The following is a 16,411-nucleotide window of genomic DNA, read 5'->3' as shown; positions in this document are numbered from 1 at the left end:
TCAGCTGAATCGTTGGTAATACTAGCTATACCCATCGTAAGCGACTCCACTTTTCGTTCTAAAAATACAGGTTTTGCATTGGCACGTAAAGCAACATCCGATTCTTTAAATTCTTCAGGAGTACCCCAATTATCGGTTGTTTTATAAAAAATAAATTCCCAATTATCGGCTTTTGGGATCGTAAACAAAGCATATTTCCCTTTTGCAAGGGTTTTACCATCAATGCTAACCTCTTCACTAAAGCTTACGGTTGAGTTCGCATTAGCACCTGTTCGCCATAATTTGCCGAAAGGAACTAAATCGCCAAAAATAGTTCGTCCTTTGGCACTTGGACGTGAATATTCAATGGTAACATCGGTCAGACCTACAACTTGATTAACTGCAGCTTTAGGACTCGATTGTGGGGTTTTTACTTGTGCTTTGATTGCATACGAAGCAACAAAAAAAGCAATTGCATAAAGGATTTTTCTCATGGTTACGTGTTTAAACTTTGCCAAAATTACTAAATACAGTGGGGCAAATTGTTAATTTAAACTTAAATACTGCTAATTTTTGTTTAACAATAATAATCAATAGTTAAACAAATTATATCTTTACCAAAAAAAACATGAAGTTGTACACCTTACATTCGAAACAACTATTACCGTTGTCTATTGAAGAAGCTTGGGAGTTTTTTTCAGATCCAAAAAATTTAAATACAATCACCCCTGATGATATGGGCTTTAAAACACTATCGGGTGCCGATCGAAAAATGTATCCGGGTCAAATTATCCAATACGTAGTAACGCCATTACTGGGTATTCCGATGAAATGGGTGACTGAAATTACACATGTTACGGACCAACAGTATTTTGTAGATGAACAACGGTTTGGTCCTTATGCACTATGGCATCACAAACATTTCTTTAAATCAGTTCCGGGTGGTGTTGAAATGGAAGATATTGTCGACTACAAACTACCCATGGGTATTTTAGGCCAGCTAATGCATCCCCTACTTGTTCGCCCGCGATTACATCAAATTTTTGAATACCGAAGAAAAAAATTAATCGAACTCTTTGGTGAATTTAAATCCGAATAACATGAAAAACATCCTTTTAATTGGTGGTTCTAAAGGAATTGGTCGTGCACTTGCGCAACAATTGCAGTTTGAAACCAACTTGTTTGTAGCTTCGCGATCAATCGAAGATTTAGGCGACTTAAAACTAACGCATATTCCTTTTGATGCAACACAAGATACCTTGGATACCAATAAATTACCTGCATCTATTGACGGTTTGGTTTACCTACCCGGGAGTATAAACTTACGCCCGTTTAAGGGTCTCAAACCCGATGCTTTCGAGAATGATTTACAGATCAATTTCATAGGTTTAGTAAAAGTAATGCAAGCAGTACTTCCGCAACTCACTGCTACCACACAATCCAGTGTAGTAGTTTACAGTTCAGTAGCTGCCACTATGGGAATGCCATTTCATACCTCTGTAGCAGCTGCTAAAGGGGCGCTTGAAGGATTTGCAAAAGCCTTTGCTGCAGAATATGCTCCTAAAATTCGCATGAACGTTATTGCTCCTTCGTTAACCGACACTTCGTTAGCCGATAAATTTTTAAATACGGAAGAGAAAAAAGAAAAAGCAGCGATGCGTAATCCCATGAAAAAAGTAGGTACGCCGCAAGACATTGCACAAATGACCGCTTTTTTATTGAGCGAACAAAGCAATTGGATTACAGGACAAGTTTTTGCCGTAGATGGTGGAATGTCTACTTTGTTAGTCAATGGATAAAACAAATATATTTTGGTTTAGAAGAGACTTAAGAGTCGAAGATAATGTGGGGCTATTTCACGCGCTAAAAGGGGAAGAAAATGTACTCCCAATTTTTATTTTTGATACTTCAATACTCGCTCAACTACCATCCGATGATGCGCGTGTTACGTTCATACACGAACGATTAACAGTTATTCAAAATACGTTATTGGCTTTGGGCAAATCATTGGCCGTATTTCATGGTTCACCTGAAGAAGTATTTACACAATTACTTTCAGAGTTATCCATAGGAACTATCTATATCAATCATGATTATGAACCCTATGCGCGAAAACGCGATAAGCAATTAAATCAATTATTTCAGTCTAAAGGAGTTGCTTTTAAAACTTCAAAAGATCAAGTAATTTTTGAAAAAGAGGATGTTGTTAAAGACGATGGTAAACCCTATGTTGTCTTTACCCCTTACTGCCGTCGTTGGAAAGAACGCTTTCGAACGGTTACGCTTCAGCATTATCCCTCTGAAACGCTACTCAACAAAATTGCACCCCATTCATTTCCATTTTTATCCCTTTCGGACATTGGGTTTAGTGCTTCAAAAATTAAAATCAGACCTTTCGATATTTCAGCGTCTACAATTCACAATTATGAAGCAACCCGTAATTTTCCTGCGCTCAACAAAACATCCTTTTTAGGTATTTATCTTAGGTTTGGTGCTGTTTCTATTCGCAAAATAGTGGCTGTTGCTAATGCAGCAAAAAATGAAACTTTCTGGAACGAGTTAATCTGGAGGGAGTTTTTTATGCAAATTCTTTGGCATTTTCCGCATACCGTTACCCAAAGTTTCAAGCCCAAATACGATGAAATTCAATGGGTAAATGATCCCGATATGTTTCAAAAATGGTGCGATGGAACCACGGGTTATCCCATTGTAGATGCGGGAATGCGTGAACTTAATACGACAGGACATATGCACAATCGTGTACGTATGATTGTTGCAAGTTTTCTTTGCAAACACTTACTAATTGATTGGCGTTGGGGTGAAACTTATTTTGCCACTAAATTATTGGATTATGAACAAGCCAGTAATGTTGGCAATTGGCAATGGGCCGCTGGAAGTGGTGTCGATGCTGCTCCCTATTTCAGAATATTCAATCCAAGCGAACAAATTAAAAAATTCGACAACAACTGGGAATATATTAAAAAATGGGTGCCTGAAGTAAACACAGCAATGTACCCGAACCCAATTGTAGACCATAAAGAAGCACGCGAACGCTGTTTATCGGTTTATAAAACCGCTGTTGGATAAAGGGTGTAATACAATGAAAGTAGTTTGGTTAAAACGTGATTTACGGCTGCATGACCACGAAGCATTATTTCGAGCGATACAATCGAAAGAAAAAGTATTGATGCTTTATCTTTTTGAGCCCTCACTTCAACAAGATATTCATTATAGTGAACGGCATTTTGATTTTATTAAACAATCCTTGGTCGAACTCCAAAACGAATTACTTCCCTATCATACCCAAATACTTATCGTTGAAGAAGAAGCGCTAGTTGTCTTTAAAAAATTAATTGAATTAACTACACTCTCAGGCGTTTATTCACACCAAGAAACAGGGATTCAACGCACCTATGAACGGGATATAGCCGTACACGAACTTCTTCGTGGCAATGGCATTCCTTGGATTGAAAGTAGCACAAATGGGGTTATTCGAGGGTTGCGCAACCGTCAAACTTGGAAGGAAGATTGGTATGATTTTATGGAAAAAACACCGTATCCATTTGTAGCCAATGGTCGCACTTTTGTGAAATATGCTGAAATCGAGAAGTTGGAAATTCACTTTAAAATTCCATCTTTAGAAACCTCCAAAGAAACTCCTTTTCAAAAAGGTGGTCGTAGGATGGGTTTACGCTACCTAGAATCTTTTTTAAACGAACGCGTTGAAAACTACAGCCGTCACATTTCAAAACCCGAGTTGGGTCGCAAAGGATGCAGTCGTTTATCGCCCTATATTGCATGGGGTAATTTATCGATTCGCGAAATCTATCATCGCACTTGGGAAATTCGTAAACAAGGTAAATTCAAACGCCAAATCGATAATTTTGCCTCTCGATTACGGTGGCAAGCGCATTTTATTCAAAAGTTTGAAATGGAATGTTCAATGGAATTTCATCCCGTCAATAAAGGCTATTTAAACCTAAAGTTACTTGTTAATTCAACGTATCATAATGCTTGGTGTTTAGGACAAACAGGCGTTCCAATTGTAGATGCATGTATGCGCTGTTTGAACACTACGGGCTACCTTAACTTTCGCATGCGCGCCTTGATTGTATCTTTTTATACCCACCATTTAATGCAACCTTGGCAAAATTGCAGTCCCCATTTAGCACAACAATTTTTGGACTTCGAACCCGGAATTCATTATCCGCAAATCCAAATGCAAGCTGGGGTTACAGGGGTAAATATGATACGAATCTATAATCCTATAAAAAATGCTTTAGAGCATGATCCCTCAGGAGATTTTATCCGTAAATGGGTACCTGAATTGCGTAATATTCCATCACCCTTTATACACGAACCATGGAAATTAACTTCAATTGAACAAATGCTGTATCAGTTTGAGCTTGGAACCAACTATCCACACCCTATAGTCCCATTAGAAGAAGCGCAAAAAGCAGCAACTGACTTTTGGTGGAATTACAGAAAAAATCTTGAAGTTCGGTTAGAAAATAAGCGGGTTTTGGCTAAGCATACATTTCCAGATCGGGATTAAACGAAAGTGGCTAATGTAGCAAAAGACAAGTCATTAAAATGTTTTACTACACAATCTGCTTGCGAATAATCTTGTCCTTTAGAATGAAAACTATCATAACCTACACAATAAATACCTGCAGCTTTTGCCGCTAAAATTCCATTTGTGCTATCCTCGATTACCAGACATTCTGTAACCCGATTACCCGATAATTGTACAGCATGTTCAAAAATCGCGGGATGTGGTTTAGAATGTGTAAAGTCTTCCCCCGAGACAATATGATTAAAGTGAGGAAACAAATCAAATCGTTTAAAAATTCGATGAATCGTAACCTTAGCCGAAGATGAAGCTAAAACCAATTGAATATTATTTGCTTTCAAATCTAAAATCAGCGCCTCGACACCATCCAACAATGTTAAATCCTCTTTTTGATCAAAAGCATCATTGAATAAACTGCGTTTTGTGGCTACTAATTCGTCTACTGAATAGGGTAATTGAAATTGATTTTTCAACTTTTGAAAAATATTTTTTGTGGAATTTCCAGTAAATGAAGCATAAAGTTCGGGTGACACAGCAATACCAAGTTGCTTGAAATGTTGGTGATAGGCATAATGATGAACCGGTTCAGTATCAACAATAACCCCATCCATATCAAAAATTACCGTTTTTAGCATCAGCTATTTTTAAAAAGTTGAATTAAAAAATAAAATACCGAACCAAAAATTGCGGCCAAAATTCCAAAAATAACATATTTGCTCCCTGAAAAATCGGGTTGCATAGCTACTTGAACCATTTGCCAATTAATTGCAAAAAAAACACCTACAAGAACCGCTTTAAGAGTTCGCATCATTTGGGTTGCAATTGTATACATCCGAAGTGCATTTTCACTTGAAATTGTGACCGGATAATTAAACCAATGCGGATGACGATTTAAATACGTGAGCAATCCAAAAAAAACGGTTGCCATTCCCGTTGTGAGAAATAACGTCCATTTTGGACCAAATCCATCGACATTACCTTGCCCGTCAAAATGGGTTGGAATAATCGAAGGGAGTTTGGGGTACTGAACAAGGGTATAAATCCATGTAAGAACCAAGACAACAACTGTTATTATTTCAACAACTTTATCAAAAGAAGTTACCGGTACTGCTATTTTGGGACGGTTATTAGCCATTATTTTTTAATTAAGTGCCGAACAACGGTTTCGGCTGCATGAAGTCCAAATAAACAAGGCATCCATGAATTTGTTCCATAAAACGACTTTTTAAAGTTACTCCCATCGGTATGTTTAACACTTTCATAATCGGGGCGTTCACTAGAATACACCACCTTTACGCCACCAGAAATTCCTTCTTTTTTTAATCGTTTACGCACCTGTTTGGCCAGTGGGCAATAATCGGTTTTACTAATATCGGTAACTTTCACTTTGGAGGCCAAGAATTTTCCACCGGCACCCATATTACTAATAACTTTCACACCTTTACGTTTGGCTGCAATTAACAAATTGAGTTTTGGTGTCACACTATCAATACAATCCAAAACATAATCAAATTCAGTAGTTACCAATTCAAAAGCGCGCTCAGGGGATAAAAATTCGTTTAATTGGGTTAACTCAAGTTCTGGATTAATATCCAACAATCGGTCAGCCATTAACGCTACTTTCGGCAATCCAACCGTGGAATGTAACGCCGGCAACTGGCGATTAATATTCGTAATATCGACCACATCGCCGTCTACAATTGTCATCTTCCCTACACCAGCACGCGCAAGAAATTCGGCCGCAAAAGAACCCACACCTCCGAGTCCGACAACCAATACATTGGCCTTGCGTAATTTTTCTAATCCTTCGGTTTTAAATAAAAGTTCTGCACGTTCTTGCCAAACAGCCATCAAGTAATTGTTTTAAATTATAAATTTTAAATTAAGAGTTATGATTTATCATTGCAAAATAAACAAATTACTGCATGAGAAACAAATGTCAATAAAGCGTTTATACACCAAAAACATTGGCTACATTGCGTTGAATTTTAATCGTAAGTTCATGCACCTCTTGTCTCCGATAGTTTGCAGCTAGTGCATAGACCTCTTCTATTGATTCTTCCATTGAGTCGGTTTCTAAAAAGATCTGACTTTCAGGCACTGCCAAAAAAGCATCCTTGAGTTCGGGATTACGCATTAAATATTTACCAAAAGAAAGATAAAAACCGTGTTTCACCAGATCTTTTGCAAGTTGACCATTTTTTGAAAATCCATGTACAACTAATGGAACCGTAATACCTAGATTTTGTTTGAGTGCAATCAACTCTTGAAAAGCCCCAACAAGATGAATTATAACAGGCTTTTGGTACTTTTCGGCTAATTTAAGATGGGCTTCAAAAACCTGAAGTTGGGTTTCAAACGGAACATCGATTCGCTTATCCAATCCACATTCACCAATTGCCCAACATTCTGATTTTGATAAATACTGCTCCACAATCTCTAAATGCAGCGGCCATAATGTAGCGTCGATAAACCAAGGGTGAATTCCCATAGAATAAACTGGGGGAATGCTATTTAATTCCCAAGGATATACATTTACAAGTTCGACGCAGTGGGAAGACGCAGTATAGCGATGGGTATGGAGGTTAAACATGGTGGTTAAGCTACTTAGATTTTTATTTTCTATTATCAAGAATAAATTGGAAACTAAAGATAAACTATTTTATCGAAACCCAACCGATTTGTACGGATAACATTTGATTATTCCTGTACCTTTGCAGTATGTTACAAAAGGCCTTAACGCAATATCTTGCTAACTTTAAAGGATTTTCTCGAGAGATTTGGATTCTAACCCTGATCACCTTTATTAATCGGGCAGGAACAATGGTTTTACCTTTTTTATCCAAATATTTAAAAGAAGATTTACACTTTGATTACAATCAATTAGGATGGATTTTGTTCTTCTATGGTTTAGGATCAATGCTGGGTTCGTGGTTGGGCGGTAAACTATCCGATAAAATTGGGTTTTACAAAATTATGGTCTTTAGTTTATTTACCAGTGGTTTGGCATTTTATGTTTTGCAATTTGTAAAATCCTTTGAGGCGTTAAGCTTTGCTATTTTTGGAATTATGGTTATAGCAGATATGTTTCGCCCTGCCATGTTTGTTTCTATTGGCACCTATGCTAAACCCGAAAATCGAACCCGTGCTTTAACGTTAGTTCGATTGGCTATCAACCTCGGATTTGCAGCAGGTCCGGCTTTGGGTGGTCTTATCATAATGGGATTAGGATATCATGGATTGTTTTGGGTCGATGGAACAACTTGCATTCTTGCCATTAGTATTTTTGCTCTGTTGGTAAAAGAGAAAAAAGCGCCTCAACTGCACCCCGATGAAAAAGCAACGCTAGAGGCCGAACGAAAATCGGTATTTACCGACGGACCCTTTTGGTTGTTCTTGTTTTGTTGTGTAATCACTGGTATTTTATTCTTTCAATTATTCACTACAATTCCTCTATACCATCGCATACAATTTGGCCTAACCGAATTGCAAACCGGTTTGTTACTTACGTTAAACGGAGTTTTGGTTTTCTTCTTGGAAATGCCAATTGTAAGTGCTGTGGAACGCAATAAAATCGATAAAGTCAAAATTGTTACCTGGGGGTGTTTCTTAATGAGTATCAGTTTGTTTTTGTTGCTAGTTGATTCTTGGGTAGGGATACTCATTGTAATGATGTTGTTTATGACCTTTGCAGAAATGTTTGCCTTTCCTTTTTCCAATTCTTTTGCTATTAGCCGAGCTCCAAAAGGACATGAAGGGCGGTACATGGCCATATTTACCATGAGCTATTCTGCTGCACATATCCTCAGTTCCAAAATTGGTATGACTCTAGTTGATTATTTTGATTACAACACCAATTGGCTGGTTATGGGAATTCTGGGACTATTGGGTACCGCTTCGGGTTATTGGGTTTATCAATTGGTGCAAAAGGAGAATGCAAAATATCCAGTAGGACCCACAACATTTGAACATCCTGCAGAGGGAGGCGAACGGGAGATATAGCAGTGTGCAGTAGGCAGTGTGCAGTAGGCAGTGTGCAGTGGACAGTGTTCAGTAGGCAGTGTTCAGTAGGCAGTAGGCAGTTGTAAATACCTTCTTTTTATGACATCAAGGGATTCAGTACCGGTATTCCATTCGGATAAAATTTGCTGTCGTAAGCTTTCAGGGTTTCCTTGGAAATAGCGTAACCATTTATTATCCGTTAGATGGAGACGAATTATTTTTATTCGTTTTAAGGTATCGGGAGCTGTCCGGAAAATAGGTGTCTCTGTAAAAGATTTTCCATCTTTATGATCGTACTGGGCGGTTAACGAACTAAAATCAATTGTAATAGCATACAATCGATCGGTATCATTATCGGGTAAAAAAGCGTCCCATCGAGCAAAACCCAGTATATAACCTTGCGTACGTTTTTCTTGAAGCGGAACTAAGCGCCATTTGCATTTGGCAGCGCGCCCCCAATGGTTGGACAAGCGATATACGCCTTGTTCTGTAAAATAATAATTACTCCCCGATTTACTGGTAAACTGTGGTTGCATAGGGCCTAGGACTCCCCTATCCACTTCCTGAAAGACACAAAAGGTATGCTTGTGAAAATTATGGCGGTTATAGCTTGTATAAGGCATAATACAAAGGTAGCTAAAGTTGTAAAAGTTTACAAAAAACGAAAAAGAACTATCATTTTTGAAATAAAAACGAGTAGTGTTCGTTAAAAAATTGTAAAAAAGGATTCGTCCAAAAAAGACTTTATCTTAAGTTTGTGGTACCTAAATAATCAATAAAAAAGAAATCAAAATGTCTGTAATTGTTCGTTTTTTTAATTGTATCGCAGTGATAACTGCAACATTGTTAGCCCATGCATTAGAAGCACAAAATGCTCCACAGCTTATTCAAGAAGCACAAGACAACATTATTATGTCTTGGAAAAAAGACACCCCAGAACAGGAAATGAAAGACGATGTGAAAGAATTAGCAGCACATGGTGTAACCGTAAAGTTTTCGGGAGTAAAACGTAATGCAACAAATGAAATCACAGCTATTAAGGTTGAATATAAAGACCGTAAAGGCAATAAAGGCGCCTTGGAATACAATCAAGAAGACCCCATCACGGAAATCGTTTTATTCAAACAAAATAACGCTATCGGGTTTGGTAATCCACCTCAAAACGATGATATTTTTGCCATCAATGATATTTTCGGTCGTTCATTAGGGGGCAATGGTTTTCGTTCGTTTCAAAAGGACTTTCAATTGGACCAAATGCCCGACATGAAACAATTTAAATTTAACTTTAATGATGGCGAAGGTTTTTCTGGCAAATCAAAAATGATCATTCAAGAAAGTGGTAAAAAACCCTTAGTTATTGAAGATGGAAAAGTAGTTGAAGGTGGTGATGATTATACCAAAGAAGAATTGGATGAAATTTTGAAAAACAATACAATGGAATTCAATGGTCCAGGTAAAATCGAAAATATGGAGTTTGATTTCCGCAATCCCGAGGGCTTAGAGCAGTTTAAAGAGCGTATGAAGACCATAAAAATCGAGATGAATAAAGACGATTCTGATGACGATTCAATAGAAAATACGCGGGCTGAAATGCAAAAAGCCAAAGAGGAAATGATAAAAGCCCGGGAAGAATTGGAAAAAGCAAAAAAAGCTTTAGAAACAGAACAGAATTCTGAAAAAAAGAAAGTAAAAAAAGGATAGCAAATAGACCACGATTTAACGTGGTCTTTTTTTATTTTTGCACAGATGACTACCCTATTTAAAATTATTGCACGTATTAACAAAGGGATACTCCCTAGTTTTACAAAACAACAGTTGGATCCCTCTAAAGCCAAAAAATGGCAATTGGCGGTATTGGCATGGCGGTATTATGTTACATCTAGATGCATTAATCAATAAGTCAACACCGCAGCAATAGGATGTGGCGTTAGTTTGTCTCGTCCGTTTAAAAATGTTAATTCCATTAGAAACGAACATTGTACAATAACTCCACCCATTTGTTGAACCAGTTGACAAACGGCATTGACTGTTCCTCCTGTGGCCAGTACGTCATCATGGATTAAAATTCGGTCACCCGGCTGTATAGCATCGGTATGAATTTCTAAGGAATCGGTACCGTATTCAAGTGAATAACTAGCCGCAAGTGTAGTATAGGGTAATTTATTCGGTTTACGAACTGGAATGAACCCAGCACCTAATCGATCAGCCAATAATGTCCCAAAAAAGAAACCCCTACTCTCGACACCGACCACTTTATCAATCGATGGGTTTTGAAGCAAATCGACCAAGCTATCAAGACATTGTGAACGTGCATTTGTATTCAAAAGTAAAGGTGTTATATCTTTAAATACAATTCCTGTTTTAGGAAAATCCTGAATATCACGAATATAGTTTTCGAGCCGCATATTTTTATAGATTTTTATATGATTCCACTTGCAAATTACACATTTATACCTATATTTGCACCCGCATTGCGCTATTGTTTTAGCACAATACTTCTTAAAATTCGGCCTCGTGGCGCAACTGAATAGCGCATCTGATTACGGCTCAGAAGGTTACAGGTTTGAATCCTGTCGAGGTCACTAATAAAACCCTTATCTATTTGATATGCAAATAGTTAGGGGTTTTCGTTTTTTGCGCGTGTCCATTTTGTGTCCATGACTAATTTCACCAACAATATACAAAGAATTTAACGTTGAAAATGGTGCTTTTTATTTTTTTAAATTAGCAAAAAAATAGTGTTTTCTAACTTAAAAAATAGCGACTTAAAACATATGGACGATTATAAACTTTTTCCAATTTTTCAACTTTTTCAATTGCAAAATCAAGAGAATTATTTTGTGAAATTTTCAAGCACAACTAATGATTCAAGAAATAATAATGGGATAAATACATTGCAAAACCTTGCATCTTATAATGGCAAATTGATCTTCAATAGTTATGTAAATGAATTTGGAAACGCAACTTACTCCTTCGATACTGATTTTAAAGCTAAAATAAATAATCCTTTTATTTATAATCAAAAACGTTTTATTCGACTACTGGATACAGAAATGTATAGCAATTCAATATTTGCTGCAATAAATCAGCTTGAAATTAATTCGCGAGCAGTTTTTTTTAATGAAATTATAAATTTAGCTTTATTAAAAAGAGGAATCTATCTGTTGGAAACGCTTTATTTCAGTAATTCTGTAAAAGATAAATGTATATTAAACTTAACTTCATTTCTTAAAACCACAAAAAAAATTCAAAACGAGCCAATAACGTTTTATTATAACCGTAAAAAAAGATTTGTCATCAACGCAAAAAACTGCATTGCTTCCGATGCTTTGGATCAATTTAATGAGCGATTGAATTATTTAATTGAACTCGACCAAAATTGTATATCAATGTTGGGCAATATCTTCAAAAAGCATATCGCATCAATACCCTTCAACTCCATTAAAAGTAGAAATACATATTTTAAAGAACTTTACTTCTATTGCTATTCCTTTATAGTTATTGACAGGAAGTACGCATTTGACAGTAGTGCCTTTAATCGAAGGAATTCCGACTTCTTTCGTAAATATGTTTTCTAAAACTGGAGAAAAAGCACCCTTACTTTTCGAATTCTCTCCTGTTTTTTTGATTGTTATTCTATTTTTCGCATCTAATTTTAGCTTATAAAAATTAATAAGTATGCGAAGAGAATTAGTAACACAAAAAGAAGCGAGTGAACACTTACGTTGCTCCGTAAAAACGATTAGCCGTAAAATTCGTTGTGGTTTTATTGAGGCTTTTAAAATGGGTAATAAAGTATTGGTTTATGCAGATACATTAACCGAAGAACATTTAAATGCAATCAAGCCAAAATTTTTTAAAAAAAGTAAACCATGAAAGTAGAATATAAAAAGTGTAATAATCCCGAATGTGACGAATGGTTTCAACCTATTAAATCGTCGAAGCGAATTTATTGTAGCAGCAAATGTAGAAATACATATAATTATAAAATTAGGCTTGCTGCCAATAATGATTTAATTCAATACAACAAAAAATTTAAAAAATTAGAAAAAATACTAACTCTACTGCTTGATGCTAACATTAATCGTTTGTCCATTGAAGATTTTAATAAATCCGAATTTAATACACTTAAACTTTCTCAAAAAATAGTGTTTTGGATTAATGGGATTGAAAAAATTGGACACAAAGTTCAATCCATTGTAATTGAAGAAATTCGAAAAGATAAACCCAATTATATTTATTTTTATAAATTTAAATCATAAAATCATGAAAACTAACTTTAGTGATCAATTACTTTCGGAAGAACTATTTGTTGAAAAATACAGTATGGAAATGTACAATCAAAAAATAAATGATTTATCACGCCAACATTATGATAATCGAAGAAACCTAATTAATTATGGGCTTGTGATTATTCTTGGCATTTTTGTATATGCGATTTACACTATCAACAAAATTGAAAAGAGTAAAGAAGTTAAAATAAACTGAAAGACGACCGCTTAATTTTAGGCAGTATTCTATGAAAAGGATTAGTAATCATAATTATAAAATCACACCCCTTTATTTTTAATTAAGTCATTTTATGGGATAGTGTTTTTATTTATAAGGAATTATTAAATTTAAATTTTTCAATTATTTCTTCAATATCTTCTTTGATAAATTCCCAATATTTTCCTCTAAAACATATGGGATTGAATTCGTCATCAGCATAACTAAAATTTGTAAAGTTTTTAATTATCAATTCCCTATCATGAGAGTAGGGATATCTTTGCTCGTGCAAGGTTAACATTTGAGCTAAATTATAATTTTCAAAAAGCTCATGTAAATCCCAAAAATCCTTTTTTCGCCCGCCTCTTTGAATCACATCGAGCTTCATGGCTATAATCTCCTCTATTGAAGCCATTTTAATAGAATCTTCAATTAAAACAGGCTGGATAAATTTATCAGTGTAAAAAATATCAAGTTTTATGGTGTTGTCTTTATTCTCTCCGATTAGATAAGACTTACCAATTCCAGGTATACTATTTGAAAAATGATCCACATATGGAAAATTTAATGTTAAATACTTTTCAATCGAATCAAAATCAATTTCACCGTAATCAACATCACTAAATAGATCGATATCAATCGATTCTCTATGGCCAATTTGAAGACTTAAAGCAGTTCCTCCAACTAATCTAAAGCCGGTAAATTCTTTTGCAGCCATTAATTGAAGTAAGCTCTTTTTCAATAAATCATTTACAGTAGTATAGTAAAGCATTCTTTACTTGTTTTTATAGATTTCATAAGGTAAAACCGATACTTGATTGAGCACATTATTTATTTTTTCTTGTCCATAAAATCGAATTAATTCTTGTTTTTCCATTTCATTGCCTCTCTCAAAAACCCTTCTAATAACAGCGCTATACTGTTTATCCCATTCTATTTTAATAATATCCGTATCCCAAAATAAAGATTTTCGTAAAATTTCTAAATTGGGTTTATTCGTTTCCTTCTTCTTTTTTTCTTCATTTATATCAAAATAAGTTTGAAGAATTACTAAAGTACCCTCTTCAAGCCCAAGTTTTTCTTCAATCTTAAGTGCCAAAGAAGTATTTAATTTACGTTTACCTTTTGTAATTGCACTTAAAGTTTGTGGATGTTCTCCAATAGATAAAGCAAAAGGTCTTTTATGAAGCGCTCTTTTTTTAAATTCACGCTCCAAAATTATCCCAGGATGGATACCCTTATATTTTTCTATGTAATTATTCATTATACAAATGTAAACAAATTTGTTTACATAGTGAAAAATACAATTTTTATTGTTTATTTTTATTGCAAAATAGTAGTTAAAAGTTTCAAATCCGAAATGAAATAGTTCAAGATAACTCTGCTCTATTCCATTTTTTTTAAGCCAGGTTAAAGAATCAAAATTATAATCTATTTCACCTTTAGCATCGTCGAAAGGATAATGCTGATATCCTTCTACACCATCATTTCCAATATATCAGCCATGCTCTACAACAAAATTGTAGTAAGATGAAGCATAAAGAAATGCAATACCGTCCTTAAGGTAATTATGTTTCTAAAGTATTTCTCCAGATTTAAAATCGACAATAATAGATATAAATTCATCAATATCTCCATCTGTGTCACCTGCTATCTCAGATGTCCATTTGAAAGGTAAATTCAGTTAGCGCGGTAATTTCTTTATACCAATCAAAGGGAATTTTAATTTTTGACATTTTTTTAATGATTCATTTATTCCTACAAATACGGCTTTTCGGATTACACCCCATTATTTCTAACTTACACACTTTTTAAGATAGTGTAGTTTATTGCATAAAAAATTCCCATAAGCAACTACTTCAACAATTGCTATTTAAAACACCTATTAAATTATTGTTTATCAATACAAATCATTAATAAATGTGATTTAAAACAATCGCATAAAATCAATTTTCATTGATTCTAATTGATTATTAGTGATTGTAATCGGTTTTGATTGATTGTTTATTGTAAAATAGTTTTTTATTTATGATTGTTAATTAATAAATTTTAAGCTTGTTTTTTGGTTCAAAAGTTATTTTTATATTGGCAATGTATTATGCAATTAAAATTTCAAATAAATAAATCGACCAGCTATGAATATTTACTTCATGGTCAAGATCTTCATATTAATTATGAAATTTCCAATTGTTTATTTGTTTTTATTATCTACCGAGAACTACACCAGCGACTTTGGTTTCATAAATTTTTAACCGGTACTTACTACATTGCTCCTTTTATACTTTTATATAATTTTTGTGTAAACAAGAAATTACCTGGCTTTCGCAATTCTGAAGCACGCGCTACTTTTTTTGAATATCCAGGCACTTCGTATCATTTCAATGAACGAAAAAGTAGCATTTGGGATTATCGTTTAAAACTAAAGTTAAATTCGGGTTCGCTTCAAAGTGTAGCTAATGTTAACTATCCTACATTTACTTTTATTGGTATTGGATTAGGGTTTTTAATTCAAACTAAAAAATTAAACATCAATCCAATAGCAGTTAAAGAAGAAAAATTTAGTCAGTCTCCGAAAATTGTAACCCCACATCTTAAAAATCACACAAATACACCTTTAAAAATAGATTCAAAAATTATAATGAATAACCCAACATGTAACCTGAATAAAAATCAGATCAATGTATCAACTCCATCCATTGATTTTAAAATAAATACAACACTAATAACTAAAGAGATAATAAACTAATTCTTGATTTATGGAAAGCACGAACAATTTAATGAACACTGATTATTACATGAACAATGCAGCTAATGTTTCGAGGTACACGCGTTTTTTATGGTGGTGTGCAGGTGCAGATGACTATTTTTTAATGCGTTCCCCAAAACAAGATCGAGTGAAATATGCGGGTATAGGCGGTATTGTTTTAGCTACAGGTTTATTAGCTGCAGTGTCGGGTGGTTTTGCTTTTTTCACAATATTCAAACCCAAAGGCGATGCGAATGATTCTGTAGTAATGACATTAGGATTGGGAATTGGCACTTTGCTATTTGCGATTATATGGGGAATTATCATTTTTAATTTAGACCGCTTTATCGTATCAAGCACCGGTAAAGGTGATGGTACCGACTCGATAACCTGGAAAGAAATTGGGCAAGCTATCCCCCGGATTATAATTGCTATCATCCTTGGATTTGCGATTTCAGCGCCACTTGAAATAAAAATTTTAGATTCTGAAATCAATTCTGAACTAAGTAAATATCAAGAAAAATATACAACGGAATTAAACGCTGATACCGACAAATTAATTAAACAAAAACAAGCTACTTTAGAAAAGGATAAAGCTGAATATGAAACTAAATTAAATACCT

The 16,411-nt window shown here is 34.8% G+C and carries 22 protein-coding genes and 1 tRNA gene; 14 read left to right on the top strand and 9 right to left on the bottom strand.

The features are described 5' to 3' along the window. A partial coding sequence (locus Q0039_RS09835; protein ID WP_297512213.1) for a DUF2911 domain-containing protein occupies positions 1 to 473 on the bottom strand: 473 nt, incomplete at its 3' end. A 134-nt stretch (positions 474 to 607) separates the two neighbouring features. Here Q0039_RS09835 and Q0039_RS09830 point away from each other — a divergent pair. The 4 genes from Q0039_RS09830 to Q0039_RS09815 are packed head-to-tail and all read left to right on the top strand — an operon-like array spanning position 608 to position 4,534. Beyond that, positions 608 to 1,078 (top strand): SRPBCC family protein, encoded by a 471-nt coding sequence (locus tag Q0039_RS09830; protein WP_297512210.1) that lies wholly within the window; start codon positions 608 to 610, stop codon positions 1,076 to 1,078. A gap of 1 nt (position 1,079) precedes the next feature. Beyond that, positions 1,080 to 1,778, top strand: coding sequence for an SDR family oxidoreductase (locus Q0039_RS09825; RefSeq protein WP_297512208.1), 699 nt, complete (start codon positions 1,080 to 1,082; stop codon positions 1,776 to 1,778). Continuing rightward, positions 1,771 to 3,066 (top strand): deoxyribodipyrimidine photo-lyase, encoded by a 1,296-nt coding sequence (locus Q0039_RS09820; protein ID WP_297512205.1) that lies wholly within the window; start codon positions 1,771 to 1,773, stop codon positions 3,064 to 3,066. Before Q0039_RS09825 ends, Q0039_RS09820 begins: the two co-directional genes overlap by 8 nt. A 13-nt stretch (positions 3,067 to 3,079) precedes the next feature. Then, complete coding sequence (locus tag Q0039_RS09815) at positions 3,080 to 4,534, top strand: deoxyribodipyrimidine photo-lyase (RefSeq protein ID WP_297512202.1); 1,455 nt, start codon at positions 3,080 to 3,082, stop codon at positions 4,532 to 4,534. Here the strand turns inward: Q0039_RS09815 and Q0039_RS09810 are convergent. The 4 genes from Q0039_RS09810 to Q0039_RS09795 form a co-directional block, all read right to left on the bottom strand. Beyond that, complete coding sequence (locus tag Q0039_RS09810) at positions 4,531 to 5,187, bottom strand: HAD family hydrolase (protein WP_297512200.1); 657 nt, start codon at positions 5,185 to 5,187, stop codon at positions 4,531 to 4,533. The two genes, Q0039_RS09815 and Q0039_RS09810, sit on opposite strands and share 4 nt — an antisense overlap. Further along, positions 5,187 to 5,687, bottom strand: a complete 501-nt coding sequence (locus Q0039_RS09805; RefSeq protein WP_297512197.1) for a DUF1648 domain-containing protein — start codon at positions 5,685 to 5,687, stop codon at positions 5,187 to 5,189. The genes Q0039_RS09810 and Q0039_RS09805 overlap by 1 nt, the downstream gene beginning before the upstream one ends. After that, entirely contained in the window at positions 5,687 to 6,403 is a 717-nt protein-coding gene (locus tag Q0039_RS09800; RefSeq protein ID WP_297512194.1) for a tRNA threonylcarbamoyladenosine dehydratase, read from the bottom strand. Before Q0039_RS09800 ends, Q0039_RS09805 begins: the two co-directional genes overlap by 1 nt. 100 nt (positions 6,404 to 6,503) lie before the next feature. Continuing rightward, positions 6,504 to 7,184, bottom strand: a complete 681-nt coding sequence (locus tag Q0039_RS09795; RefSeq protein ID WP_297512192.1) for a TatD family hydrolase — start codon at positions 7,182 to 7,184, stop codon at positions 6,504 to 6,506. An 89-nt stretch (positions 7,185 to 7,273) separates the two neighbouring features. Between Q0039_RS09795 and Q0039_RS09790 the strand changes: the two genes are divergently transcribed. Further along, a complete protein-coding gene (locus tag Q0039_RS09790) occupies positions 7,274 to 8,554 on the top strand; it encodes an MFS transporter (RefSeq protein WP_297512187.1) in 1,281 nt (426 codons plus the stop codon). A 62-nt stretch (positions 8,555 to 8,616) separates the two neighbouring features. On the opposite strand, the gene Q0039_RS09785 is transcribed toward Q0039_RS09790, so the two are convergent. Beyond that, the gene (locus Q0039_RS09785) at positions 8,617 to 9,090 is read right to left on the bottom strand and encodes a hypothetical protein (protein ID WP_297512184.1); all 474 of its coding nucleotides are present in this window, start codon (positions 9,088 to 9,090) and stop codon (positions 8,617 to 8,619) included. A 256-nt stretch (positions 9,091 to 9,346) separates the two neighbouring features. Between Q0039_RS09785 and Q0039_RS09780 the strand changes: the two genes are divergently transcribed. After that, complete coding sequence (locus tag Q0039_RS09780; RefSeq protein WP_297512181.1) at positions 9,347 to 10,255, top strand: hypothetical protein; 909 nt, start codon at positions 9,347 to 9,349, stop codon at positions 10,253 to 10,255. A gap of 45 nt (positions 10,256 to 10,300) precedes the next feature. After that, on the top strand, positions 10,301 to 10,453 hold the full coding sequence (locus Q0039_RS09775; RefSeq protein ID WP_297512178.1) for an SsrA-binding protein: 153 nt from the start codon (positions 10,301 to 10,303) through the stop codon (positions 10,451 to 10,453). On the opposite strand, the gene Q0039_RS09770 is transcribed toward Q0039_RS09775, so the two are convergent. Then, on the bottom strand, positions 10,447 to 10,959 hold the full coding sequence (locus Q0039_RS09770) for an adenine phosphoribosyltransferase (protein ID WP_297512175.1): 513 nt from the start codon (positions 10,957 to 10,959) through the stop codon (positions 10,447 to 10,449). The two genes, Q0039_RS09775 and Q0039_RS09770, sit on opposite strands and share 7 nt — an antisense overlap. Before the next feature lie 103 nt (positions 10,960 to 11,062). On the opposite strand from Q0039_RS09770, the gene Q0039_RS09765 reads away from it, so the two are divergent. The 5 genes from Q0039_RS09765 to Q0039_RS09745 all read left to right on the top strand — a co-directional run bounded on the left by Q0039_RS09765 (position 11,063) and on the right by Q0039_RS09745 (position 13,042). Then, positions 11,063 to 11,136: transfer RNA gene (locus tag Q0039_RS09765), tRNA-Arg, on the top strand. A gap of 234 nt (positions 11,137 to 11,370) precedes the next feature. Next, positions 11,371 to 12,132: a hypothetical protein gene (locus Q0039_RS09760; protein WP_297512173.1), complete on the top strand. Its 762-nt coding sequence runs from the start codon at positions 11,371 to 11,373 to the stop codon at positions 12,130 to 12,132. Positions 12,133 to 12,232: 100 nt separating this feature from the next. Beyond that, positions 12,233 to 12,430, top strand: coding sequence for an excisionase family DNA-binding protein (locus tag Q0039_RS09755; RefSeq protein WP_297512171.1), 198 nt, complete (start codon positions 12,233 to 12,235; stop codon positions 12,428 to 12,430). Further along, positions 12,427 to 12,816 carry a hypothetical protein gene (locus tag Q0039_RS09750; protein WP_297512170.1) on the top strand — a complete coding sequence of 130 codons (390 nt, stop codon included), beginning with the start codon at positions 12,427 to 12,429 and terminating at the stop codon, positions 12,814 to 12,816. Before Q0039_RS09755 ends, Q0039_RS09750 begins: the two co-directional genes overlap by 4 nt. Before the next feature lie 4 nt (positions 12,817 to 12,820). Beyond that, complete coding sequence (locus tag Q0039_RS09745) at positions 12,821 to 13,042, top strand: hypothetical protein (RefSeq protein WP_297512168.1); 222 nt, start codon at positions 12,821 to 12,823, stop codon at positions 13,040 to 13,042. 112 nt (positions 13,043 to 13,154) lie between these two features. Here the strand turns inward: Q0039_RS09745 and Q0039_RS09740 are convergent, their stop codons facing one another. Further along, positions 13,155 to 13,814: a nucleotidyl transferase AbiEii/AbiGii toxin family protein gene (locus Q0039_RS09740; RefSeq protein WP_297512165.1), complete on the bottom strand. Its 660-nt coding sequence runs from the start codon at positions 13,812 to 13,814 to the stop codon at positions 13,155 to 13,157. Between the two features lie 3 nt (positions 13,815 to 13,817). Beyond that, entirely contained in the window at positions 13,818 to 14,306 is a 489-nt protein-coding gene (locus tag Q0039_RS09735) for a helix-turn-helix domain-containing protein (protein WP_297512162.1), read from the bottom strand. An 834-nt stretch (positions 14,307 to 15,140) separates the two neighbouring features. On the opposite strand from Q0039_RS09735, the gene Q0039_RS09730 reads away from it, so the two are divergent. Beyond that, on the top strand, positions 15,141 to 15,788 hold the full coding sequence (locus Q0039_RS09730; protein WP_297512158.1) for a hypothetical protein: 648 nt from the start codon (positions 15,141 to 15,143) through the stop codon (positions 15,786 to 15,788). 10 nt (positions 15,789 to 15,798) lie between these two features. Further along, positions 15,799 to 16,411, top strand: a 613-nt coding sequence (locus tag Q0039_RS09725) for a DUF4407 domain-containing protein (RefSeq protein ID WP_297512156.1), incomplete at its 3' end; no start/stop codon positions are given.

Origin of the sequence: Flavobacterium sp., assembly GCF_027484945.1 — a bacterium.
In the GTDB taxonomy this organism is placed as follows: Bacteria; Bacteroidota; Bacteroidia; order Flavobacteriales; family Flavobacteriaceae; genus Flavobacterium.
The sequence above is the reverse complement of the archived record's forward strand: the minus strand, read 5'-3'. Positions and strand labels throughout refer to the sequence as shown.